Raw genomic sequence first — 24,106 nt, forward strand, 5'->3', positions numbered from 1 at the left:
GATGGCTGAGCGGCTCTACTTCTTCTGGTACGAGTAGACCGTCGTCGCGAGTGCGCACGCGCCGGGCTGGACGACCTCGGCGCGCAGCGTGCCGCGTACGGCGTCGTAGTCCACGCCCTCCGCCTCGTACGTCCCGTCCGTGCACAGGCTGCGCTGCGGCAGGGCGAAGAGGCTCTTCACGTGGCCCGTGATCGGCTGACCGTCCAACGTGCGCTCCAGGTCGACCTGGAGCAGCGGCCGGTCCTCGGGGAACAGCGTGCGCGAACTGTCGTCCGAGGCGCACAGCAGCCGTGTGGAGTTCACGAAGTCGCAGCCCTGGATGTCGCGGACTGCCTTGTCGAGGGTGATCTGCCAGACCTCCGGCAGGGCGCCGCCGGTGCGCGGGGTCGACGGGTTGAGCAGGGGAGTGGGGAAGACCTGGAGCCGGTTCTGGTCGCCCCATTCGCCCGAGACCAGCCATTGCCCGTCGGGCGAGACGGTGGCGAAGGAGTTGTTCAGCTTCTCGCCCGGGTCGAGCTGGTGGACGTACTCGTAGCGCTTCCCGGCGGGTGTGGTGACGGCGAACATCTTCGAGGTCGCCGTGTCCGAACCCTGATAGGCGTCGAAGACGTATCCCCGCGCGATGTCCGGGTCGCCCACATGGTTCCAGCCCTTGAACCGCAGATCGAGGGGGATGGAGGCGAGTCCGCGGTACAGCAGGGAGCCGTCCGCGCGGCTCGCCAGTCCCTGACCGCTGCCGAGCGTGTCGACGTACGCCGTGCCGGTCTCGGTCCAGTGGGGCTCACCGGCGACGGCGGACGACGTAGTCATACCGACCGTGAAGGCGCCCAACAGGGCGGCCAGGGCAATGAACTGACGCTTCATCAAGCACCTGCCACATCGACGAAGACCGGGTTGGCATAGAACCACGTATCGACCCACGGGTCACCGTTTCCGGGCGCGTGGGGGATCGGGCCGTGCGGGTCGATCGAGGCGCCGAGATACCCGGCACCATGGCGGTTGCCGTCGCTGCCGCGCAGCCGGACGTAGAACGACTCGTCACCGGCGACCAGCGGGATGCGCAGGGTGTACGTCCCCTTCCGGCCGCTCACGTCCTGCGTGTGGACGACCTTGGTGTCCGGCGCGCGCCAGTCGTCGCGGTCGGCGACGGGGCCGCGCACCGCACCGCGGATCACGTCGACATGCGCCAACTCGGGCAGGATTCCGTGGGGGTTGGGACGCGAGGCGGTCGTCACGGTGACCGACAGGGTGAGCTTCTCGCCCTTGCGGACGCGCAGCCGGCCGCCCATGGTCACCCCCGGGCCGTGGTCGCAGTCCCGCTTCAGGCGGACGTCCAGCCCGTCGAGCAGATGCCCGTGGTCCAGCCAGACGCGGCCCGCGCGCAGGCCCGCCATTACCGCGCGGTAGCCGTAGCGGGTGACGCCGACGTGAGTACGGCTGAACTGGCCGGGCCAGAAGTCGCTGCCCGGCTGCGGGGTGTCGGTGTTGACCGGGTCGGGCAGCTTGCCGGTGTTGTCGAAGTTCTGGCCCGGCAGCCAGTCACCGTTCTTCCAGGTGTCGAAGACGATCCGGTGGGCGTCGGAGTTGGTGGTGATGGAGAACAGCCTGCCCTCGGCGAGCATCGCGTCCCACAGGCCGCCGACGGTCGCGGTCGCCCAGTCGAAGCCGCCGTACGTCAGATACGCGTCCGTCGGGTAACCGGCCCAGGACTGGGCCGACGGCTTGTTCTCGTACTCGCCGCGGATCGACGTCGTACCGCGCCAACTGGGGATGGCGGCGCCCTGGGCGCCCGGCGCGCCCTCCATGCCGATCATGATCTCGGGAGCCGCGTCCCGCCAGTTGCGCATCTCGTGCGGGGAGTCGATGCCGAGGCGCATCGGGTGGTTGGCGAGGACCAGGACGTCGTCGACGTAGCCGGTGCGGCGCTGTTCGGCCAGCCACTGGATGGCCTTGACGGCGTGCGCCTCGTTGCGGGCGGTGTCCGCGCCTGTGGCGGAGCCGTCGGTGTAGCCGAGCAGCTTGCCGTCGTAGGCGCTCTCGAACTGGGTGAGGAGGTCGACCTCGTTCGGGCCGGGCGCGGCGAAGACCGTGGCGTGCTCGGCCGCCGGGATGTACCACTCCAGGCCCTGGAAGATCAGCTGGCGGGGGTTCTCGGCGCGGGCCTTGAGGATCTCGTTGTGCTCCAGCGGGGCGCCGTACTTGGCGTGCCCGAAGTTGGAGTGCTCGGTGAAGACCATCCAGTCGAGGCCGTACTCGGCGCCCGCTGCGGCCAGTTGGGAGAACGTGTACTTCGCGTCGTGGCTGTAGACGGTGTGGATGTGGTGGTCGCCGACGAGGTAGGCGAGGCGGGGGTCGTTGCCACCGTAGCGTCCATCGGTGGCGGCCGCGGGGGTCGCGAGCGAGCCCATCGCGAAGGCCGCCCCGAACAGGCCCGCGCGGCGCAGCAACCCGCGCCGCGACATGCCCTGCGGGTCCAGCGAGGCGGGGGAGACGGACGGATCGGCCCAGGCGGGCAGTTGCTGCTCGGTCATGATCGTGTGAGTCCCTCGGGTCAGCGGATCAGTGGTTCATGAACGACGTGACGGGCAGGGCGCGTTCGACGATCCGGACGTCGCCGAGCCGGCCGTGCAGGATCTGGTCGATCTGGCCCGCGTACTCGTAGCCGCCGAGCAGCCACGGAAGGCCGAGGGAGGTGAGTCCGACGGCGGAGGCGTGCGGATTGCGGGCGACCGGGCAGCCCTGGACGTACATCGTGGTGTGCGAGCCGTCGTTGACGACGGCGACGTGCCACCACTGCTCCCGTGCCGTCTCGTCACCCCAGTTGGTGGCGATGCCCTCCTGGTTGAGCGGCCGGACCGCCCACTGCGGCCCCGGCCCGTCGGAGAGGGAGAGCGTGGCGAGCGGTTCGTCCGGGTCGCCGTCGGTCTTGCCCGCGCCGCCGCCCGTACCGGTGCGGCTGACCAGTGAGGCCCAGGCGTGGTGCGCGGGGTCCCAGTCGGCGGGCAGCTGGTAGAACGCCTCGAAGGTGTAGCAGCGCTCGAAGGTCGCCGAGTTGAGGGGCGCTCCGTCCACCGTCCGCAGATACGCGCCCTTCAGCGGAGGCTTGCCGCCCTGGAAGCTGAGGCTGCCGTGTCCCGGCTGGTCCGGGTGGTGCGCCGACGACCAGGTAAGGGAGCCGCCCGCGACCTTGACCAGGGTGAGGTCGTTGCCGTGCCCGGACAGATCGCGGACCGTGCCCTCGACCGCCGTCCCGTCGTCGTGACCGTCGAAGCGCCAGTACGCGACCGTGCCCCGGACCAGCATCTGCGCGGCGGGCCTGGACGGGCGCGGGGGCACCGGCGCGAAGCCCGAGAAGCGCTTCTCGAAGTCGACGGGGACGGAGAAACGGTCGGCGTCGCCGCTGAGTTCCATCTCCTGCCGCTCCAGCTCATTGAGCCCCTTGGCGGCCCGGCCCAGGATCCACGGCGAGATCGTCTCGACGTCGATGGTGTTCCGGTCGAGGTCGAAGCGGTAGAGGCGGATCATCGCCGCGCCGCCGTAGTAACGGTTCTGATAGTTCGTCAGGTGAAGATGGACGTCGTTCCCGGCCGCGTTCTTGCGGGTGGCGCGGGCGGCAGGCCAGTAGTGCCCGTTGAGGGTGAGGAAGATCTGGTCGTGGTCACGGATCAGCTGGTCCCACAGCTGCTGCCCGTAAGAGGAGAGGGTGTCGTCCTCGACGACCAGCTCGTGCGTGGTGAGGATGACGGGCGTCTTCGGGTGCTGGGCGAGGACGTCCTTCGCCCACGCGTACCCCTTCGCCGACAGCCGCCAGTCCAGCGCGAGGACGAGCCACTCCCGGCCGGCCGCCTTGAAGAGGTGGAAGGTGTTGTAGCCGTCCGGCGAGGCACCGCCGAAGGTCCGCTTGCTCTCGAAGCGCTGCGGCCCGAAGACGTCCAGGTACGGGGTCGCGCCCCGCTGGTCGTTCGTGGACGACCGGACGTCGTGGTTGCCCGCCAGCACGCTGTAGCCCACACCGCGCCGGTCGAGCAGCTCGAACGCCTTGCCCGCCGCGTCGCATTCGGCCTGCGCGCCGTTCTCCGTGAGGTCGCCCAGGTGCGAGAGGAAGACGATGTTCTCGTCCGTGCCGTGCTCCAGGAGATAGCGCAGCGAAGCCTCGATCGGCGCGGGGTTGATGCTCGGCCCGTCGAAGAGGTACTGGGTGTCCGGCATCACGGCGAGGGTGAAACGGCGGCTTTCGGGATCGGGGCGCCACCGCCCGTCACGGGCGGCGGCCTGGGCGGTCGCGGGCAGCGCCACCGTCGTGGCCGCCGCGCCTATCAGCGCCGTGGCCCGCAGGAAGTTACGTCTTCCGGCGTCGGCCTGGTCGGCCTGGTCGGCTTGGGCGGCGGCCTGATCGGCCTGCGTCCGGGCATGCGAAGTACACACGTCTGCTCCATCAAAGAGGCATCGAAGAGGTGGGTGCGCGGAGGGCGTCGAAGGGGTGGGTGCGAGCGGGGTCAGAGCACGCGCAGCGTCCAGGACCAGTGGTGGGTACCGGTCCCGATGAGGTACTCGGGCGAGGTGTCGGGCCCGCACGAGGCGGTGCCCAGACCGCGGTGCGCGGCGTCGATGTGCACGACACAGCCGGGCCGCGGCACCAGCTCGTCGTGGTGGGTGGCGGCGGCCAGGTCCTCGGCGCGGTACCGGGTCACGGACACCTGGCGTGGCGCGTCCAGCGCGACCGAGAGGCCCGTGGCGTCCGGCGCCGACAGCGTGAAGTGCCGTACGCCGTGCCGCCCGCCGCTCTCCTGCGGACGCAGATAGGGGGTGAACAGCTCGTCCACGGGCAAGGAGTGGTGGCCGACCGGCGCACCGGCGCAGCGGTCCGGATACGACTCCCAGGGACCCGGCCCGTACCAGTCCAGGACATCGAGCCCGGCGACGGTCTCGAAGACGGAGCCGACCCGCGCCACGTCGTCGAGCCCGTCCGGCAGTTCGGCGGACTCCTCGACCAGCACCCCGCCCTCGACGCGCGTGAACACCTGCTCGTGGCGCACGGTGCCCGCGCAGGTGTCGTACTCGGCGAGCACGGTGACCCTTCCGCCCTCACGGCGTACGCCGACGACCTTGCGTACGAGGGTGTCGAGACCCCAGGCACGCCAGCGCACCGCCACCCCGCCCAACTCATCGTTGTCGGTCGGGGTTCGCCACAGCGAGAGCACGGGGGCGGCGGTGAGCAGCGGGTGGACGAGGAGACCGTCCTCGTCGACGTCGACGGGCTCGCCCGCCACGGGGATGTCCTTCGTGACGTCCTCGTCCTCGAAGGGTTCCTCCGTGTCGGATGCCGCCCACAGCCGCACCTGCGGCAGGCACACCTCCGTGCCGCGCGGGGCCCACGGCTCGTCGTCCGCGGTCGTCACGCGCAGCGTCAGCCAGGCCTCGGCGGTGTCGTCGGGCAAGGGGAAGGGCAGCGGAACCGTGGCCGACTCGCCGGGACCCACGTCGGGCAGCTTGGCCGGAGCCGTCAGCGAGCCGCCGTCCGCGAGCGACAGTTCCCACTCGGCGGCCAGCCACTCCAGCCCGCGGAAGTGCTGGCGGTTGGCGATGGCCAGCCCCTCGTGGGGGAAGTTCGTCAGCAGCACCGGCGCCGCGATCTCCCGGTGCTCGTACATCACCGGCTTGGGGGTGCGGTCGGGAAAGACGACCCCGTCGGCGATGAACGCGCCGTCGTGGATCGTCTCGCCGAAGTCGCCGCCATACGCCCAGCGGTGGCCCGGCGCCGCGACACCGTTGTCATACAGCCCGGCGCCACCGCGCCCGGCCGGTCTTCCGTCGTTCACGCGTTGGAGAATGCCGTGGTCCCAGAACTCCCAGATGAAACCGCCCTGAAGCCCTGGGGTTGACTCGATGGCGGCCCAGTGGTCGGCGAGCGTGCCGTTGCTGTTGCCCATGGCGTGCGAGTACTCGCACTGGATGAGCGGCTTGGTCTGCTCGCCGGACAGGGCGTGGGCGACACAGTCCTCGATGGGCGCGTACATGGGGCAGGCGATGTCGGACGCGACGGTCGGGTCGGCCCAGTCGAGCTTGGCCGCGCCCTCGTACTGCAGCGGCCTGGTCGGGTCGTGGCGGCGCAGCCAGCCCGCGGCGGCGTCGTGGTTGGCGCCGTAGTCGGACTCGTTGCCCAGCGACCAGATGATGACGGAGGGGTGGTTCTTGTCGCGCAGGACCATCCGAGCGACGCGGTCCACGAAGGCGGCGGTGTAGCGCGGGTCGTCGGCGATCTCGTGGGCGTGGTCGTGCGCCTCGATGTTCGCCTCGTCGACGACGTAGAAGCCGAGCTCGTCGGCGAGGTCGAGCAGGGTCGGGTCGTTCGGGTAGTGGGCGGTGCGGATGGCGTTGAAGCCGAAGCGCTTCAGCAGCTCCAGGTCCGCCCGCATGTCCGGGTACGACACCGTGCGGCCCGTCAGCGGATGGAAGTCGTGCCGGTTGACGCCCCGGATGAAGACCCGCTCACCGTTGAGGAGCAGGTCCCGGCCGCGGATCTCGACCTCGCGGAAGCCCACCCGGTGGTGGGAGACGTCGGCGACCGAACCGTCGGCGCGGTGCAGCCGTACGGTGAGGTCGTACAGCTCGGGCGTCTCCGCCGTCCAGGTGCGGACGTCGCGGACGACCGTGCCGAGGCGTGCCTCGCCGAGGAAGTCGGAGACCCGGCCGTCCTCGGCGTTGGACCGGTCGAACTCCGCGTCCTGGGCGAGGAGTTGGCCGTCCAGCTCCCCGGTGACGTACCAGGCCTCGGGGAGCGCGCCGGCACCGTTGCGCACCTGGCAGTCCACCCGCAGTTCGCCGTCGAGGCGCGTCCGCACGGTCACATCGGCCAGATACAGCGGATCGGTGGCGTACAGCAGCACCGAGCGGGTGATGCCGCCGTGCCACCACTGATCCTGGTCCTCGATGTGCGAGGCGTCGGACCACTTCACGACGGTGAGCCGCACGGTGGCGCGCCGCCCGGGACGTACGACGTCGGAGAGATCGAACTCGGCCGCGAGATGGGAGTCCTTGGAGATGCCGAGGGGCCGCCCGTCCACATGGACCAGCAGCGCGCTCTCGGCGGCACCGACCTGGAGCACGATCCGGCGTCCGGCCCACGCGGCGGGCACGTCCACCTCGCGCTCGTACACGCCCGTCGGGTTGGCGGCGGGCGAGGCGGGCGGGAACTCGCCCCAGGGCATGCGGAAGTTGGTGTACTGCGGGAGGTCGTCGGTGCCTTGCATGGTCCAGGCGCCGGGGACGTACGAAGAGGACCACTCGGGGCCGGGTTCCGTGAAGGGCGTCGGCAGCAGCTGGAAGCGCCAGTCCCCGTCCAGGGACAGCGCGCCCGGCCGCCGGTCCACGGCGTTCATCGGCAACCGCCCCCAGGAGGTCACCTCAGGTGCCTCCCAGGGGCGCAGGGCGATCAGGGGATCGGCGGGCCGTGGCCCGCGGATCGACGGATCGGTCATCAGCGGATGGCCCCCTTGCCGAGGTCGCCGATGATCTGCTTGGCGCCGATCGCGAAGACGATCAGCAGGGGAATCAGGGCCAGCAGCGCGCCCGTCATGACCATCCCGTAGTCGGTCGTGCCGTGCACGCCGTTGAGCTGGGACAGGGCGACCTGGAGGGTCACGTTGTCCGGGTTGGTGAGGGCGATCAGGGGCCAGGCGTAGTCGTTCCACTGGCCCATGAAGGTGAAGATGCCGAGGAAGGCGAGGCCGGGCCGGACGACCGGGAGCGCCACGTGCCAGTACTGGCGCAGGAATCCGGCGCCGTCGAGCTTCGAGGCGTCGAGGAGTTCGTCGTGGATCGCGCTCTTCATGTACTGGCGCATCCAGAAGATGCCGAAGGCGTTGGCCGCCGCCGGGACGATCAGCGCGGTCATCGAGCCGATCCAGCCCAGCTTCGCCATGATCACGAACTGTGGGATGGCCTGGAGCTGGGCCGGGACCATGAAGATCGCCATCATCAGCGCGAAGAGCACCCGGCGCCCGGGGAACTGGAACTTGGCGAAGACGAAGGCCGCGAGGGAGTCGAAGAACAGGACCAGAACCGTGACCGTGCCCGCCACGAGCAGCGAGTTGAACATCGACCCGAAGAAGGCGACGTTGTCGAAGAGGTGGCGGACGTTCTCCAGGAAGTGCGAGCCGGGCAGCAGCTTGGGCGGGTAGGAGAAGATCTCGGTCGACGAGTGCGTCGACATGATCACGGCCCAGTAGAACGGGAAGACCGAGAGCAGCAGGCCGACGATCAGGACCAGGTGGAGCGCTATGCCCCGCTGCCGTGAACCCTTGATGGATGCCATGGTGGCGGGCTCCTATTCTTCGCCCCGGCGCTGTACCAGGCGCCAGTTGATGATCGAGAAGAGGACGACGACGAGGAAGATGCCCCAGGCCACGGCGGCGCCGTAGCCGAAGTCGTTGTTGTCGAAGGTCTGCTGGAAGAAGTAGAGGACCATCGTCTGGCCCGCGTGGCCGGGGCCGCCCGCGAACGACGAGTTGTTGTCCGTGGTCTGCAGCAGCACCTGCGGTTCGGAGAAGCTCTGCAGTCCGGTGACGGTCGAGATGACGAGGACGAAGAGCACGACCGGACGCATCATCGGCAGGGTGATCCGGAAGAAGGTCTGCACGGGCCCGGCGCCGTCCATCCGCGCGGCCTCGTACAGCTCGCTCGGGATCGTCTGGAGACCGGCGAGGAAGATGATCGCGTTGTAGCCGGTCCACTGCCAGGTCATCAGCGTCGCGATGGCGACCTTGATGCCCCAGGGGGTGTTGAGCCACGCCACCTGGTCCAGGCCGACCGCCTGCAACAGGGCGTTCATCAGGCCGAAGTTGGTGGAGAAGACCGAGCCGAAGATGATCGCGACGGCCACGATCGAGGTGACGTTCGGCAGGAAGAAGGCGAAGCGGTAGACGTTCTTGAAGCGGACCGCCGAGTTGAGCAGCACGGCCGTGACCATCGCCAGGAAGAGCATCGGGAAGGTGGCCAGCGCCCAGATGACGATCGTGTTCCCGATCGCCGTCCAGAACTGACTGTCCGACAGCAGATAGCGGTACTGCGACAGTCCGGCGAACTCCATCGAGCCGAGCCCGTCCCAGCGGTGGAACGAGAGGTAGAGCGAGAAGCCGACCGGGATCAGACCGAAGGCGAGGAAGAGCAGATAGAACGGGGAGATCGCGGCGTAGAGCCGCCAGTAGCTCAGGATGCCCTTCTTGGCATGCACGACGGGGGTGGCGGCCACGGCCGCCCGGGGCGTCTGGACCACAGGTGCGGTAGCCATGTCAGTAACTCACCCCCAGGTGGTCCGCGATGCGCCGGCACTTGCTCATGGCGTCCTTCCAGGCCTGCTTCTCGTCCTTGCCGAGGACGGAGAAGTTCCGCAGCTCGTCGTCGATCGGGGTCTTGAGCGCGACGTCGTACGGGCTGTTGTAGGCGACCGGGATCTTCTCCGCCGCCGGTCCGAAGACGTCCATGGTGATCTGGTTGCCGAAGAACGCGTCGGGTTCGCGCAGCTTCTTCATGCGGTACGAAGCCGGAGTCGACGGGAAGAGCACCGAGTCGACGAAACCCTGCGCCTGGTTGCTCGCGTCGAGCATCCAGGTGATCATCTCGAAGGCCTTCTCCGGCTCCCGGCACGCCTTGGTGATCGACAGGAACGAGCCGCCGATGTTCGACGGGCCGCCCGGACAGCTCGCCACCCGCCACTTGCCCTTGGTCTTCGGCGTGTTGAGCTTGATGTCGCCAGCCGCCCAGGAGGCGTTGAGCTGGCTGGGCAGCAGGCCCCGCTCGGTGGCCGAGATGTTGTCCGGCGTCCCGTTGACGATCTTCGAGACCAGTCCGCGGCGGGTGGCCTCGACGGCACGGTCCCAGGCGGTGCGCACATGCTCCTGGTCGCCGATGAAGTGCCGGTCCTTGTCGACGAACCGCTTGGTCGTCTGGTTGATCGAGATGCCGTAGATGCTGAGGGCGTCGGTGAGGATGAACGCGCCGGGGACGCGCTTCTTGAGCTGCTCACCGGCCGCCATGAACTGCTCCCAGGTGGCCAGCTCCCTGGAGACGTCCTCGGGCTCGTAGGGCAGTCCGGCCTTCTCGAAGGTGGCCGGCTGGTAGTAGTGGGCGACCGGGCCGCAGTCGATCGGGAAGCCCACCATCGAGCCGTCCTCGGCGATGCCCTCGTCCCACTTCCAGGGCAGGTACCGGTCCTTGAGCTGGTCGGCGCCGAGCGTGCGCAGGTCCACGAACTGGTCGGAGTTCGGCAGGTACGAGGCCATGTCCTCGCCCTTGAGCCCGGCGATGTCCGGGATGTGGGCGCGTCCGGTCATGGTGGTCATCAGCTTCGAGCGGTAGTAGCCGCCGATCTGGATGGCCTGCAGATTCACCGCGCTGTCGTAGCGGGCCTTGGCGTCCTGGACGACCTTGGGGCTCAGCCCGCCGCTCCAGTACCACATGACCATGTTCCGGCCGGTCGAGCCGGTCGGAACGGCACAGCCGGTCGCCAGGCCGCCGAGCGCCGTGGCGGCCGTACCGGCCAGGCCCGCGCGCAGCAGGCCTCTTCGTGAGAGCCGCACAGCTCCCACCGCCTTTCGGATCTTTGATTTCGGGGGGTGCGGATCATTGGGGGGTGACGGGTGCGTAGCGGACCGGCGGCCCCGGGTCGGCCGGGATCCGGTCGGCCAGGAAGCCGTACGCGCGCCGCAGTTCGGGATCTTCGAGGGAGCGCCACCAGCGGTCGACGCCGTACCAGCCGGGCGCGGCCAGCGCACCGCCGTGCCGCTGCACGGACAGTCCGGCGGCGAGGACGGCGAAGCGCAGCCGCTCCTCCAGCGGCCAGCCGCCGAGCGAGGCCGCGACGAAGCTCGCGCCGAAGACGTCTCCGGCGCCCGTCGCGTCCAGGACATCGATGTCGAGGGCGGGGACTTCCGCGTACTCGCCCGTCGTCTGGTCCACGGCGACCGCGCCGTCGCCGCCCCGCGTGACCACGGCGACCGGCACCAGTTCGGTGAGCGTGCCGAGCGCCGCGACCGCGGTGTCGGTGCGCGTGTACGCCATCGCCTCGGCCTCGTTGGGGAGGAAGGCGTGGCACAGGGAGAGCTGGTCGAGGAGGTCCGTGGACCACTGCTGGGTGGGGTCCCAGCCGACGTCCGCGTAGATCTGCGTGCCGTTCGCGGCCGCCTTGGCGAGCCAGGCGCGTGGCTCGGCCTCGATGTGCACGAGGGCGGTGCGCGCCTCGGGCGGGTCGCCCATCAGCACGTCCTGCGAGTACGCGGGTTCCTGGCCGTGGGTGACCAGGGCGCGGTCATGGCCGTACGCGAGCGAGACGGTGACCGGGGTGTGCCAGCCGTCCGCGGTGCGGGAGAGCGAGAGGTCGATGCCCTCCTGGTCGGCGAGGACCTCGCGGCAGTACGCGCCGTAGGAGTCGTCGCCGAAGACCGTGGCCAGGGAGGTGCGCAGGCCGAAACGGGAGGCGGCGACGGCCAGGTTGGCGATGCCGCCGGGGCTCACGCCCATGCCCTCGGTCCAGATCTCCTCACCCGGCGTCGGCGGCTTGCCCAGTCCGGTGAGGACGAGGTCGTAGAAGAGCAGCCCGGTCAGCAGGACATCGGGCCGTTCGTCGCCCACGGGCGCATCCTCTCGTCAAAAGTCTGCAAGCGGTGCACAGGATCGTGCGCGCCTCTCGGGAATTTGGCAAGAGTCGAGCAGAAGTGAGCATAGAAATGATTGAGAATGACGAGTAGTGTTCATGGCGTGCTGGCAGAGCGACGACATCAACTCATCCTGCGGGCCCTGCGCTCCGGCGGTCCCGCGGCCGTGACCGATCTCTCCGAACAACTGGGCGTGAGCCCGGCCACGGTCCGCCGTGACCTGGTGAAACTGGAGGAGGAGGGCCTGCTCACGCGGGTGCACGGCGGCGCGGTCGTGGACGAGGGCGACCAGCCCTTCGCCGAGGTCGCCGAGGTCCGCGTGCCCGAGAAGGACGCCATAGCCGCGAAGGCCGCGTCGATGATCCAGGACGGCCAGTCCGTACTCCTGGACATCGGCACCACCGCGTACCGGCTGGCCAGACAGCTGCACGGCCGCCGGATCACGGTGATCACCAGCAATCTGGTGGTCTATGAGGAACTGGCGGACGATGAGGACATCGAGCTGGTGCTGCTCGGCGGCATGGTCCGCCGCGAGTACCGCTCCCTGGTCGGCTTCCTCACCGAGGACAACCTGCGCCAGCTGCACGCCGACTGGCTCTTCCTCGGCACCAGCGGGGTCCGGCCGGGCGGTCAGGTGATGGACACGACCGTCGTCGAGGTGCCGGTCAAGCGCGCCATGATCAAGGCCGGGGAGCGGGTGGTCCTGCTCGCCGACCAGGCCAAGTTCCCGGGGACGGGCATGGCGAAGGTCTGCGGCCCCGAGGAACTGGACGTGGTGGTGACGAACGCGCCCGTGGACGCGGCGACGCGGTCCTCCCTGGAGGAAGCGGGCGTGCAGGTGGTCGTGGCGTGACCCTCGCCGCGAGTCCTGCGTCGATGCACGAACTGCAAAGGTGGTAATTGCGTGAGGCTGACCATTCTGGGCGGCGGCGGATTCCGCGTCCCGCTCGTGTACGGGGCACTCCTCGGGGATCGCGCCGAGGGCCGCGTCACCCATGTCGTGCTGCACGACCTGGACGCGGATCGGCTCTCCGCCGTGGCCCGCGTGCTGGCCGAGCAGGCGGCGGGCGTGCCGGACGCGCCCGAGGTGACGACGACCACCGACCTCGACGAGGCCCTGCGCGGCGCCGACTTCGTCTTCTCCGCGATCCGCGTCGGCGGCCTCGAAGGACGCGCGGCGGACGAGCGGGTCGCCCTGGACCAGGGCGTCCTCGGCCAGGAGACGGTCGGCGCGGGCGGCATCGCGTACGGCCTGCGCACGGTGCCCGTCGCCGTCCACATCGCGCAGCGAGTGGCCCGCCTCGCCCCCGACGCCTGGGTCATCAACTTCACCAACCCCGCGGGCCTGGTCACCGAGGCCATGTCCCGGCACCTCGGCGACCGCGTCATCGGCATCTGCGACTCGCCGGTCGGCCTCGGCCGCCGGATCGCCAAGGTCCTCGGCGCGAACCCGCGCGAGGCCTGGATCGACTACGTCGGCCTCAACCACCTCGGCTGGGTACGGGGACTGCGCATCGCGGGCCGCGACGAACTCCCGCGGCTGCTCGCCGACCCGGAGCTGCTCGGCTCCTTCGAGGAGGGCAAGCTCTTCGGCCCGGAGTGGCTCCAGTCGCTCGGCGCCGTCCCGAACGAATACCTGCACTACTACTACTTCAACCGCGAAGCCGTCCGCGCCTACCAGGAGGCGGAGCGGACCCGCGGCGCCTTCCTGCGGGACCAGCAGGCGCACTTCTACGACGAGATGAAGCGCCCGGACGCCGCCGCGCTGGCGGCCTGGGACCGTACCCGTGCCGAGCGCGAGGCCACGTACATGTCCGAGAACCGGGAGACGGCCGGCGCGGGCGAACGCGACGCCGACGACCTCTCCGGCGGCTACGAGAAGGTCGCCCTCGCCCTGATGCGGGCCATCGCCCGCGACGAGCGCACCACGCTCATCCTCAACGTCCGCAACCGCGGCACGCTCGGCGTGCTCGACACGGAGGCCGTCATCGAGGTGCCGTGCCTCGTCGACGCCAACGGCGCGCACCCCGTCGCCGTCGACCCGCTGCCGGACCACGCCACCGGGCTGGTGTGCTCGGTGAAGGCGGTGGAGCGCGAGGTGCTTTCCGCGGCCGAGTCGGGCTCGCGCACGACCGCGGTGAAGGCCTTCGCCCTGCACCCGCTCGTGGACTCCGTGAACGTGGCGCGCAGACTGGTCGACGGCTACACCTCGGTCCACCCAGGCTTGGCGTACCTCAAGTAAGCGCTTTTCATCTTCCTGGAGACTTCCCATGCACGACGAACGCCGCCGGATCGAGGAGCGCGTAGAGCGCATCCACAATCAGCGCGTCAAGCCCGCGATCTACGCGGCTTCCGTCCCCTTCGCCGTCGAGGCCTGGCAGGCGCCGGGCGAACCCGTCCCGTTCGAGGAGGCCGCGGCCGCCTCGTACGAACCCTTCGCCATGGACACACCCTGGGGCCCGCCGTGGGGGACCACCTGGTTCCGGATGCGCGGACAGGTCCCCGCCGAGTGGGCGGGCAAGCGCGTCGAGGCCGTCATCGACCTCGGCTTCACCGGTGACTGGCCCGGCAACCAGGCCGAGGCGCTCGTCCACCTCACGGACGGCACGCCTTTGAAGGCGGTCAACCCGCTCAACCAGTACGTGCCGATCGGCAACCCGGCGACGGGCGGGGAATCGGTCGACTACCTCGTCGAGGCGGCCTCGAACCCCGACATCCTCGCCAACGACTTCGCACGCCCGACCCCGCTCGGCGATGTCCTCACCGCAGGCGACAAGCCCCTCTACACCTTCCGTCGCGCCGACCTCGCCGTCCTCGACGAGGAAGTCTGGCACCTCGCCCTCGACATCGAGGTGCTGCGCGAACTGATGGTGGAGCTGGAGGAGCACGACCCGCGCCGCCACGAGATCATGCACACCCTGGACCGGGCCCTGGACGCCCTCGACCTGGACGACATCTCCGGCAGCGCGACGGCCGTCCGCGAGGTGCTCGCCCCGGCCCTCGCCAAGCCCGCGCACGCCAGCGCCCACACCCTCTCCGGTGTCGGTCACGCGCACATCGACTCCGCCTGGCTCTGGCCGATCCGCGAGACCAAACGCAAGACGTCCCGCACCTTCTCGAACGTCACCGCCCTCGCCGACGAGTACGAGGAGTTCATCTTCGCCTGCTCGCAGGCCCAGCAGTACGAGTGGGTGCGCGACAACTACCCGCAGGTCTGGGCCCGTATCCAGGAGTCGGTGAAGCGGGGGCAGTGGGCGCCGGTCGGCGGTATGTGGGTCGAGGCCGACGGCAACCTGCCCGGCGGTGAGGCGCTCGCCCGCCAGCTCATCCACGGCAAGCGGTTCTTCATCGAGCACTTCGGCATCGAGACAAAGGGCGTCTGGCTGCCGGACTCCTTCGGCTACAACGCCGCCTACCCCCAGCTCGCCAAGCTCGCCGGCAACGAGTGGTTCCTCACCCAGAAGCTCTCCTGGAACCAGACCAACAAGCTGCCCCACCACACCTTCTGGTGGGAGGGCATCGACGGCACCCGCATCTTCACCCACTTCCCGCCCGTCGACACCTACAACGCCCGCTTCAGCGGCGTCGAGATGGCCCGCGCCGTGCGCAACTACGCCGACAAGGGCCGCGGCACGCGGTCCCTGGCACCCTTCGGCTGGGGCGACGGCGGTGGCGGTCCCACCCGAGAGATCATGGAACGGGCGCGCAGGCTCGCCGACTTGGAGGGCTCGGCGAAGGTCGTCGTCGAACACCCCGACGCGTTCTTCGCCGCCGCCCGCGAGGAGTACCCGGACGCCCCGGTATGGGTCGGCGAGCTGTACCTCGAACTGCACCGCGCCACGTACACCTCGCAGGCTCGCACCAAGCAGGGCAACCGGCGCAGCGAACACAAGCTCCGCGAGGCCGAGTTGTGGGCGACTACCGCCGCGCTGCACGCGCCGGGCTACTCCTACCCGTACGAGAAGCTCGACCGCCTCTGGAAGACGGTCCTCCTCCACCAGTTCCACGACATCCTGCCGGGCTCGTCGATCGCTTGGGTGCACCGGGAGGCGGAGGCGGAGTACGCGCGGGTGGCGGAGGAGCTGGAGACGCTGACACGAGAGGCGGTAACCGCACTTGCCGGTAGCGGTGGTACCGCCGCTACCGCTGGTACCGCGGTGCCGGGCGCCTCTGTATTCAACGTCAGCCCCTGCCGACGCGCAGAGGTCGTCCGCGCCCCCGACGGCACCCTCGCCTACACCGAGGTCCCCGCCAACGGCAGTGCCCCCCTCGGCACGGGGCAGCCCCCGCAGCCCGTAAAGGTCGAGGGCCGCACCCTCGACAACGGCCTCGTCCGCGTCGAGTTGGCCGAAGACGGCACCCTGGCCTCCGTGCGCGACCTGAAGGCGAACCGCGAAGTCCTCGCCGACAAGGGCAACTTGCTCCGCCTGCACAGCGACCTCCCCAACTACTGGGACGCCTGGGACATCGACAAGCACTACAAGAACCGCTACACGGACCTCCTCGACGCCGAGTCGATCACGGTGGTCGAGGAGGACCCGCTGCTCGGAGCCATCCGGGTGGAGCGCGCCTTCGGTAAGGGCTCGAAGATCACGCAGACGATCACCGTCCGCGCCGGCAGCCCCCGTATCGACATCGAGACGGAGATCGACTGGCACGAGGCGGAGAAGATCCTGAAGTCCGCCTTCCCGGTGGACATCCGTGCCCCGCACTCCTCCGCCGAGATCCAGTTCGGCCACGTCCAGCGCCCCACGCACACCAACACCAGCTGGGAGGCGGCCCGCTTCGAGGTGTACGGCCACCGCTGGGTGCACATCGGCGAACCGGGCTACGGCGTCGCGGTCATCAACGACTCCACGTACGGCCACGACGTCTCCCGCACCGTCCGTGAGGACGGCGGTACGACGACGACCGTCCGGCTGTCCCTGGTGCGCGCCCCGCGCGTGCCCGACCCCGAGGCCGACCAGGGTAAGCATCGCTTCACATACGCGCTGCTGCCGGGGGCGAGCATCGAGGACGCGGTCGCGGAGGGCTACGCGCTCAACCTGCCGCTACGGGTGGCCGATTCCGCGGGTCCCGACGAGCCCGTCGTCTCGGTCGACGGCGAGGGCGTCACGATCGAGGCCATCAAGCTCGCCGACGACGCCTCGGGCGATGTCGTCGTACGCCTCTACGAGTCCCGGGGCGGACGGGCGCAGGGCACGCTGCGCACGGGCTTCCCGCTCGCCGGGGCCCAGGTCACCGACCTGTTGGAACGCCCGCTGACGACGGCGGACACGGCCGACGACAGCGTTCACGTCACTCTGCGTCCCTTCGAGGTGCAGACAGTGCGCCTGGCTGTGCGGAAACAGTGACCGCACTTCCCACGAAGAATTAAGGAAGCGGTAAGAGGCCAGGTCACGGCGGGTGCGGCAGCCGCCGTGACTTCGGCACGTTCCCTGCGCGACACCTGGAATTCTTCCTTCCCCCCTGTGATGCGGGGGAGACGAGAGAACAGAGGTGTCACAGTGCGAGACCCGCGTATGGCCGCGATCGGCAAGGGGCTGAGGCGCAGGGGGAGGCTGATGGCCGAGGCGGTGCGTCCGCCGAGGCGGATTCTGGACGCCGTGCCGTCCCCCCGGAGCCCCGAGGCTCCTGACGAGCGGTCGTACGTCGCCCCGCGCGCCCCGCGCCTGGTGGACTCGCCCGTCTTCGTGCTCTCGTCCGTGCGCTCCGGCTCGACCCTGCTGCGGGTCCTGCTCAACAGCCACAGCCAGATCCGGGCCCCGCACGAGATGCATCTGCGTACCGTCCACGTCCACTTGTCCCGCGACTTCACCGCGGAGGCCATGCGGGCGCTGGAACTCGACAAGGACGAGCTGGAACACGCCCTGTGGGACCGGCTGCTGCACCTCGAACTCACCCGCAGCGGCAAGCGGATCATCGTCGACAAGACCCCGCCGAACACTCTGGTCTGGCCCCGCCTGCACCGATGTTGGCCGGACGCCCGCTACATCGTCCTGCTCCGCCACCCGGGCGCGGTCATCACCTCGCTGACGAACCGCCGCTCGGAGCCCGACCACGAGGCCATCACCGCCGAGGTCCTCGACTACAGCGAGAAGCTGGAAGAGGCCCGCCAGAACCTCGACGCCCACGTGATCACGTATGAACAGCTCACCGCCGACCCGGAGACGACCACTCGCGGCGTCTGCGACTATCTCGGCGTCGGCTGGGAGCCCGCCATGCTCGACTACGGCACCCAGGACCACGGCGCCTTCCGCCCCCAGCTCGGCGACTGGAGCGAGACCATCAAGTCGGGCCGCGTACAGCCCGCCCGGGGCGCCGATCCGACCGTCGAACTGCCGCCCAGGCTGGCCGAGTTGGCGCGTGCCTGGGGGTACCAGGCGGACTGAACGGTCACTTGCCTGACCCGCCCGAGTCGCCGTAGAGGGCGGCCTCCGCCCGTGCGAGTGTCGTGGGGTGGCCGAAGAGTCCGGGCAGACCGCCGGTGTGCAGGAAGACGGTGCGCTGTCCCGGGGTGATGTCGCCGTCCTCGACGGCTGCGACCAGCCCGGCCATCGCGCGCCCGGTGTAGATCGGGTCGAGGACGATGCCCTCGGTGCGCGCGGCCAGGGTCAGGGCGCTCATGACCGGCTCGGTGAGCGTGCTGTACCCGTCTCCGACCTGGTCTAGCCGCAGCCGCAACCGCAGCTCGTGCGGCGCGTACGGTGCCCCGGACCGGTCGGAGGTCAGCTCGGAGGTGAGGTCGGACACGGTCTTGGCGGGGTCGGCGACGGCGCCGCAGTGCACGCCGAGCACGCGTGCGCCGCCGAGCTCGGCGACGAGTCCGGCCATGGTGCCGCCCGAGCCGAGCGCGACGACGACGGTCGCCACGTCGGGGGCCTGGTCGAGGAGTTCGCGGGCGCACTCGACGTAGCCGCGGGCGCCGAGCGCGCTGGACCCCCCGAAGGGGATCAGCGCCGGGACCTCGCCCCGCCCCCGTAGCTCCTCGACCACCCGCTGCGCCCGGGACTCCAGCCCCTCGCCGTCGCCCGCCCAGACGACGGTGGCGCCGAAGAGCCCGTCGAGCGCGAGATTGCCGGAGGCCGACGCTCCGGGCGCACCGGCGAGCACGAGGACGACACGGAGCCCCAGCCGGGCGCCGGCCGCCGCGGTCAGCCGCGCGTGGTTGCTCTGCGGCGCGCCGGTGGTCACCAGGGTGGTGGCGCCTTCGGCCAGGGCCGCGCCGCACGTCCACTCCAGCTTGCGGATCTTGTTGCCGCCGCCGCCCAGGCCGGTGAGGTCGTCGCGCTTGACCCACAGGTCGTCCGCGCCGAGGCCGAGCGCGCGGGCCAGCCGGGGAGCGGGTTCGAGGGGGGTGGGCCAGCTGCCCAGAAGGGCGCGCGGCAGGGTGCCGTCGTCGGAGCCAGTCGTGATCACCGCGGGCCTTTCTGGTGGTGCCGGGGTCGCGAGGAGCGTAACGGGCAGACGTGACGGTGGGCCGCCCGGACGCACCGGACGACCCACCTCACGGCCACTGTGCTGTCGGCTGTCCTCAGCCCGTGAAGCCGGCCGTGATGGACGTGAACTGCCAGTTGTTCTGGCTGATGCCGGAGCAGTTGCTCACCACGCCGCCGCCCGGGCAGGGCCGGTCGCGGTTGACCGACCAGAAGGCGAGCCGGGCGATGTGGTGGGAGTTCGCCCAGTCGCGGATCTGGGTCCAGATCGCCGGAGTGGTGTTCTCCTGCTGGTCGGACAGGCCGTTCATGCCGGAGATGCCGATGTGGGAGTAGGCCGTCGCGTCGTCCCACCCGAAGGTCGACTTCAGTTTGGCCTTCAGCCCTTCGGTGGCGCCCACGGTGTTGCCGTACATGTCGGAGCCGCCGCCGAAGTCGAACGGCATGATCGTGAAGACGTCGATGTTGGCGTTCAGCGACTGCGCCTGCTCGATGAGCCGGTTGCCGTAGTAGGTCGGGCCGGTCGTCGAGGTGCCGAAGGTGACGATCGTCCTCAGGCCCGGGTTGTTGGCCTTGACGGTCTTCAGCGCGGTCAGGATCCTGGCCTGGACGGCCTCGTTCTCGAATTCGTCCGTGTTCTCGATGTCCATGTCGATGGCCTTGAGGCCGTAGGCGTCGATCACCTTCTGCAGCGCACCGGCGAGCGCGCTCGCCGACGAGCAGTTGGCGCCGAGCTTGCTGCCCTGCCAGCCGCCGAAGGACGGGACGATGTCACCGCCCGCGGAGCGGATGGAGTTGATGACGGTCTGGTCGTTGCCGCCGGTCAGCGGCCGGTTGCCGTCCCAGGCGGGGTTGCAGCCGCCCGAGTCGAGCATGAACGCCATCGTGTACCACTTGATTCCGGTCGAGCTCATCACCGAGGTCGCGCTCGGCGGATCGCCCCAGCCGAGGTAGAGGTAGGGCGCCGCCTGCTTGAAGCCGGTGCCGCCGCCGCCCGCGTTCGTGGTCACGGAGACGGAGTTGGACGCGGCGGAGACGTTCCCGGCCGCGTCCCGCGCCTTCACCGTGAAGGTGTACGCCGTGCTCGGCGAGAGACCGCTGACCGTCGCACTCGTGCCCGACACGCTGAGCACCTGGTTCGAGCCGCTGTAGATGTCGTACGCGCTCACGCCGACGTTGTCGCTCGACGCGCCCCACGACAGCGACACGCTCGACGAGGTCTTGCCCGTGGAGGTCAGGTTCGTGGGCGCGGTCGGCTCCTGGGTGTCGGAGCCACCGCCGCCCGGCCCGTCCAGGCTGATGTCGTCCGCGTAGTAAGTGCCCTGCGCGTACCAGCCGTGGACGTAGATCTTGGCGCTGGTCTGCGAGGCACCGGTCGTGAAGGACACGGTGAGTTGGCTGTACGCCGATGGGGACGTCGTCCAGGTCGAGGCACCGCCGTCCACGCCCAGGTAGACATAGCTGCCGCGCACCCAGCCCGAGAGGCTGTACGTGGTGTTCGGCTGCACCGAGACGGTCTGGCTGCACTGAGCGTTGTCACTCGAACTCGCCGCCCCCGCAAGGGCCTTGGAACCGCCGTGCACGGGGCTGGAGACGACCGAGCCCAGGTTCCCGGTGCATGTCCAGGGGGAGAGGCTGCCCGACTCGAAGCCGGGGTTGGTCAGGATGTTGGCCGCGTGGGCCGTGCTGGGGAGGGCGACCGCCCCGGCCAGGGCCAGGGCGGCGGTGCCGAGCAGAGCGAAGAAGCGATGTCTGGAACGTCTGAGGTATGTGATGCGCACGCGATCTCCCTGAAGAAATGGGGGTGTTCGGGAGTGCAGAGAGGTGCGCAACCAAGTTGGTATGGACCAATCCCGCTGTCAAGACACTGAGCGGGAATTGGTCCAGACCGGTTGATGGGTGGAGGTGGCGTCAGACGGGTGCGATGGCCGCGGTGGCGCCGGCGGGTGAACTTTCGGTGGCGGGGGACGGTGCGGGCACGGCGGGCAGTGTGGGTGCCGGCGTGTCGGTCAGCACGGGCGCGGGCGTGTCGGTGCGCTGCTGCGGCAACGACACCGGACGTACCGGACGGGGGCCAGAGACCACCGTGTAGTCCTGCGCGAGGAACGGCGGAACCACCTCGCCCGTCTCCTCCCCGAGCGCCAACTGCACCGCCGCCCAGGGGGCGTTGACGCCGCACAGCGCGAGCTGGTGCAGTCCGCCCGCCGGACGGGTGTTGACGTCCATGAGGACCGGCTCGTCGCCGTACATGCGGAACTGGATGTTCGTCAGATAGTGCAGTCCGAACGCCTCCGCGAGCAGGCGCGCGGGCTCGATCCAGGAGGGGTGGAGGGTGAACCCGCGGCGGCGCCCGTTCTTGGTGCGGCCCACCGCCATGCGGACCCGGCCGTCGGGACCGGTGAGGCAGTCGACGGACACCTCCGGCTGCTCCAGACGCGGCATCACCAGCCAGTCGACGGGGTGGTCGGCCTCGCGCAGCGCGTCCACGACCAGATTCAGCGGGACGTACGGGCTGGGAAATCCGTTGAGGTGCATGAGTGAGAAGGGGGCGCGCGTGATGACGCGGAAGCCCACCCCGCCCGCCCCTGCCGCCGGCTTGAAGCATGCCTTGTGGCCCGCGGATTCCAGCGCGTCGACCGCCGTGAGCAGCTCTTCCTCGGTGCGCACCCGCCACCACGGCGGCACCGGCACGCCCACCGCCTGGACCGCCTCGTAGGCGGTGACCTTGTCCTGGAAGACGGCCACGGCCTCGGCGGGCGGCGCCAGCAGCGTCGTACCGAGCGCGGCGAACTCGGCGCGCTGCGCCACGATGGCGGCCTGGTGCAGGACCGGCACGAACACGTCGACGGAGCGCCGTGCGCACAGGTCGAGGGCGTACTCGACGTAGGCGCGCGGGGACAGGCCCTCCGGCTCCATCTCGGCGGTGTCGGCCGCGGCCAGCACGGGGGAGTCGGGGTCGCCGTGGGTGGCATGGATCTCGACCGCGCGATGCTGCGGATTACTTCGCAGCTGATCCATGAAGAACACGTTCTCCGCGTACGTGCGGTTGAGCCAGACGCGTACGCGAGAGCCCATGCAGGCCACCTTTCATGGTTCGCGGGCACGGCGGAGCAGGCCGTGCCCGGCCAGGGGAGAGGGAGGAACACCAAGCCGCCGTACGCCAAAGCAGGTTCGTGGCGGCCGTGTTGGGGCGATCATAAGGGGCGTGGGGCCCTTGTGCTGCTACGGGCGTGTTACGGATTTCGGAAGCCCTCGACAAGAGATCACGGACGCCGGGTTCCGGACCCGGGGAGGGTCGTGGGCGGGCCGTCCTTGTCCCGTGGGGGGCGGATGTGTTCTTGTGTTTCCCATCGTCTTCTTCGGGGGTGTGCACAGGTGCGGTCGACAGACGGCGGTCACGGGAACCTGCTGGCCATCAGCGATCTGCACATCGGATACGCCGAGAACCGCGCCATCGTCGAGAAGATGCGCCCCGAGACGGACGACGACTGGCTCCTGGTCGCCGGTGACGTCGGCGAGATCGTCGCCGACATCCGGTGGGCCCTGGAAACGCTCAGCGGCCGTTTCCGCAAAGTCATCTGGGTGCCCGGCAACCACGAGCTGTGGACGCACCCCAAGGACCCGGTGGAACTGCGCGGCGTCGACCGCTATCACCATCTGGTGGACCTGTGCCGGGAGTTGGGCGTCACGACGCCCGAGGATCCGTACCCGATCTGGGAGGGCCCGGGCGGCCCCGCGGTCGTCGCGCCGCTCTTCCTGCTCTACGACTACTCGTTCCTGCCGCAGGGCTGCGTGACCAAGGACGAGGGGCTGGCCTACGCCCAGGGCACGGGGGTGATCTGCGCCGACGAGCACCTGCTCCACCCCGACCCCTACCCGAGCCGCGAGGCCTGGTGCCGCGCCCGGGTCGCCGAGACCGAGCGCAGGCTCGCCGAACTGCCGGACGATTTGCCCACGATCCCGGTCAATCACTACCCGCTGGACCGCCACCCGACGGACATCCTGCGCTTCCCCGAGTTCGCGATGTGGTGCGGCACCCGGCTGACCGCCGACTGGCACCACAGGTTCCGTGTCGAGGCCATGGTCTACGGTCATCTCCACATCCCGCGGACCACCTGGCACGAGGGTGTCCGCTTCGAAGAAGTGTCGGTGGGTTACCCCCGCGAATGGCGCAACCGACCGGGAACACCGGGCACACTGCGCCGCATTCTGCCCATGGAGGTCGGAGCCGGTGATGGAGGAGCTGCTCCCGGAGTCGGTCGTGGCCGTGGAGAGCTACGGTGACGACGGGGCCGAGGGCGCGACCCTGTACCCCGAGGAGCAGGCGCTCCTGACGCGGGCCGTGCGGAAGCGACGCCGCGAGTTCACCGCCGTGCGCACCTGCGCCCGGCGCGCCATGGAGAAGCTCGGTGTGCCCCCGGGGCCCGTCCTGCCGGGCGAACGCGGAGCGCCGCAGTGGCCGTCGGGCCTGATCGGCAGCATGACGCACTGCGAGGGCTACAGCGCCGCCGCGCTCGCCCGCGCCACCGATCTGGCCTCCCTCGGCATAGACGCCGAACCTCACCTGGCGCTCCCGGAGGGGGTCCTCGACGCCGTGGCCCTGCCCACCGAGGTGGGCCGGCTCGACCGCCTCGGCGCCGAGATACCTTCCGTCCACTGGGACCGGCTGCTGTTCAGCGCCAAGGAGTCGGTCTACAAGGCGTGGTTCCCGCTCACCAAGAAGTGGCTGGACTTCTCGGAGGCGGACATCGACATCCTCCCGGGCCCCGCGTCCGGCGGCCCCGCCCTGTCAGGGCGCTTCCGCGCCCAACTCCTGGTGCCGGGACCGCTGGTGGGCGGCGAGCGCGTCGGGGCCTTCGACGGGCGCTGGACCGTCCAGCGGGAGCTGGTGGCTACCGTGGTCACGGTGCCACACGCCTGATTCGGCGCGGGGCGCCGTACGTGACCTGTGAGTCGGCGCGGGGCGCCGTACGACACCCGTGATGCGGCGCCGGGCACCGTACGTTGCCCGTGAAGGGG

At 70.0% G+C, this 24,106-nt stretch carries 17 protein-coding genes; 6 read left to right on the forward strand and 11 right to left on the reverse strand.

From position 1 onward, the window contains the following. Positions 1-15: 15 nt before the first annotated feature. From ACFY0T_RS17985 to ACFY0T_RS18020, 8 genes are all read right to left on the reverse strand, one after another. Positions 16-864 (reverse strand): hypothetical protein, encoded by an 849-nt coding sequence (locus ACFY0T_RS17985; RefSeq protein WP_388870877.1) that lies wholly within the window; start codon positions 862-864, stop codon positions 16-18. Then, positions 864-2,531 carry a PHP domain-containing protein gene (locus ACFY0T_RS17990; RefSeq protein WP_388870879.1) on the reverse strand — a complete coding sequence of 556 codons (1,668 nt, stop codon included), beginning with the start codon at positions 2,529-2,531 and terminating at the stop codon, positions 864-866. Before ACFY0T_RS17990 ends, ACFY0T_RS17985 begins: the two co-directional genes overlap by 1 nt. A 28-nt stretch (positions 2,532-2,559) precedes the next feature. Continuing rightward, the gene (locus ACFY0T_RS17995; RefSeq protein WP_388870881.1) at positions 2,560-4,425 is read right to left on the reverse strand and encodes a LamG-like jellyroll fold domain-containing protein; all 1,866 of its coding nucleotides are present in this window, start codon (positions 4,423-4,425) and stop codon (positions 2,560-2,562) included. Between the two features lie 71 nt (positions 4,426-4,496). Then, complete coding sequence (locus ACFY0T_RS18000; RefSeq protein ID WP_388870883.1) at positions 4,497-7,478, reverse strand: glycoside hydrolase family 2 TIM barrel-domain containing protein; 2,982 nt, start codon at positions 7,476-7,478, stop codon at positions 4,497-4,499. Next, positions 7,478-8,314, reverse strand: coding sequence for a carbohydrate ABC transporter permease (locus ACFY0T_RS18005; protein ID WP_388870886.1), 837 nt, complete (start codon positions 8,312-8,314; stop codon positions 7,478-7,480). Before ACFY0T_RS18005 ends, ACFY0T_RS18000 begins: the two co-directional genes overlap by 1 nt. Before the next feature lie 12 nt (positions 8,315-8,326). Continuing rightward, positions 8,327-9,289: a carbohydrate ABC transporter permease gene (locus ACFY0T_RS18010; RefSeq protein ID WP_388870888.1), complete on the reverse strand. Its 963-nt coding sequence runs from the start codon at positions 9,287-9,289 to the stop codon at positions 8,327-8,329. Position 9,290: 1 nt separating this feature from the next. Then, complete coding sequence (locus tag ACFY0T_RS18015; RefSeq protein ID WP_388870891.1) at positions 9,291-10,577, reverse strand: ABC transporter substrate-binding protein; 1,287 nt, start codon at positions 10,575-10,577, stop codon at positions 9,291-9,293. Positions 10,578-10,620: 43 nt separating this feature from the next. Then, positions 10,621-11,628 carry a carbohydrate kinase family protein gene (locus ACFY0T_RS18020; RefSeq protein ID WP_388870893.1) on the reverse strand — a complete coding sequence of 336 codons (1,008 nt, stop codon included), beginning with the start codon at positions 11,626-11,628 and terminating at the stop codon, positions 10,621-10,623. 126 nt (positions 11,629-11,754) lie between these two features. Here ACFY0T_RS18020 and ACFY0T_RS18025 point away from each other — a divergent pair, with 126 nt between their 5' ends. From ACFY0T_RS18025 to ACFY0T_RS18040, 4 genes are all read left to right on the forward strand, one after another. Then, positions 11,755-12,504, forward strand: a complete 750-nt coding sequence (locus ACFY0T_RS18025) for a DeoR/GlpR family DNA-binding transcription regulator (protein WP_388870895.1) — start codon at positions 11,755-11,757, stop codon at positions 12,502-12,504. A 51-nt stretch (positions 12,505-12,555) separates the two neighbouring features. Beyond that, positions 12,556-13,893, forward strand: coding sequence for a 6-phospho-beta-glucosidase (locus ACFY0T_RS18030; RefSeq protein WP_388870898.1), 1,338 nt, complete (start codon positions 12,556-12,558; stop codon positions 13,891-13,893). 28 nt (positions 13,894-13,921) lie between these two features. Continuing rightward, positions 13,922-17,005 (forward strand): alpha-mannosidase, encoded by a 3,084-nt coding sequence (locus tag ACFY0T_RS18035; protein ID WP_388870901.1) that lies wholly within the window; start codon positions 13,922-13,924, stop codon positions 17,003-17,005. A 153-nt stretch (positions 17,006-17,158) separates the two neighbouring features. Further along, the gene (locus ACFY0T_RS18040) at positions 17,159-18,043 is read left to right on the forward strand and encodes a sulfotransferase family protein (protein WP_388870904.1); all 885 of its coding nucleotides are present in this window, start codon (positions 17,159-17,161) and stop codon (positions 18,041-18,043) included. A gap of 4 nt (positions 18,044-18,047) precedes the next feature. Here the strand turns inward: ACFY0T_RS18040 and ACFY0T_RS18045 are convergent, their stop codons facing one another. The 3 genes from ACFY0T_RS18045 to ACFY0T_RS18055 form a co-directional block, all read right to left on the reverse strand. Continuing rightward, the gene (locus ACFY0T_RS18045) at positions 18,048-19,070 is read right to left on the reverse strand and encodes a D-cysteine desulfhydrase family protein (RefSeq protein ID WP_388870905.1); all 1,023 of its coding nucleotides are present in this window, start codon (positions 19,068-19,070) and stop codon (positions 18,048-18,050) included. Between the two features lie 115 nt (positions 19,071-19,185). After that, the gene (locus ACFY0T_RS18050) at positions 19,186-20,868 is read right to left on the reverse strand and encodes a carbohydrate binding domain-containing protein (RefSeq protein WP_388870908.1); all 1,683 of its coding nucleotides are present in this window, start codon (positions 20,866-20,868) and stop codon (positions 19,186-19,188) included. A 130-nt stretch (positions 20,869-20,998) separates the two neighbouring features. Beyond that, entirely contained in the window at positions 20,999-22,162 is a 1,164-nt protein-coding gene (locus ACFY0T_RS18055) for an ATP-grasp domain-containing protein (RefSeq protein WP_388870910.1), read from the reverse strand. Between the two features lie 300 nt (positions 22,163-22,462). Between ACFY0T_RS18055 and ACFY0T_RS18060 the strand changes: the two genes are divergently transcribed. Together ACFY0T_RS18060 and ACFY0T_RS18065 are read left to right on the forward strand one after the other, a co-directional pair. Beyond that, a complete protein-coding gene (locus ACFY0T_RS18060) occupies positions 22,463-23,371 on the forward strand; it encodes a metallophosphoesterase family protein (RefSeq protein ID WP_388870913.1) in 909 nt (302 codons plus the stop codon). Next, the gene (locus ACFY0T_RS18065; RefSeq protein ID WP_388870915.1) at positions 23,319-24,008 is read left to right on the forward strand and encodes a 4'-phosphopantetheinyl transferase; all 690 of its coding nucleotides are present in this window, start codon (positions 23,319-23,321) and stop codon (positions 24,006-24,008) included. The genes ACFY0T_RS18060 and ACFY0T_RS18065 overlap by 53 nt, the downstream gene beginning before the upstream one ends. Positions 24,009-24,106 lie beyond the last annotated feature (98 nt).

It is taken from the genome of Streptomyces sp. NPDC001530, from assembly GCF_042894545.1.
GTDB lineage: Bacteria > Actinomycetota > Actinomycetes > Streptomycetales > Streptomycetaceae > Streptomyces.

Coding starts and splice junctions, on each gene's coding strand:
- ACFY0T_RS17985 (WP_388870877.1), bottom strand. CDS start 864: ATGAAGCGTCAGTTCATTGCCCTGGCCGCCCTGTTGGGCGCCTTCACG.
- ACFY0T_RS17990 (WP_388870879.1), bottom strand. CDS start 2,531: ATGACCGAGCAGCAACTGCCCGCCTGGGCCGATCCGTCCGTCTCCCCC.
- ACFY0T_RS18000 (WP_388870883.1), bottom strand. CDS start 7,478: ATGACCGATCCGTCGATCCGCGGGCCACGGCCCGCCGATCCCCTGATC.
- ACFY0T_RS18005 (WP_388870886.1), bottom strand. CDS start 8,314: ATGGCATCCATCAAGGGTTCACGGCAGCGGGGCATAGCGCTCCACCTG.
- ACFY0T_RS18010 (WP_388870888.1), bottom strand. CDS start 9,289: ATGGCTACCGCACCTGTGGTCCAGACGCCCCGGGCGGCCGTGGCCGCC.
- ACFY0T_RS18035 (WP_388870901.1), top strand. CDS start 13,922: ATGCACGACGAACGCCGCCGGATCGAGGAGCGCGTAGAGCGCATCCAC.
- ACFY0T_RS18055 (WP_388870910.1), bottom strand. CDS start 22,162: ATGGGCTCTCGCGTACGCGTCTGGCTCAACCGCACGTACGCGGAGAAC.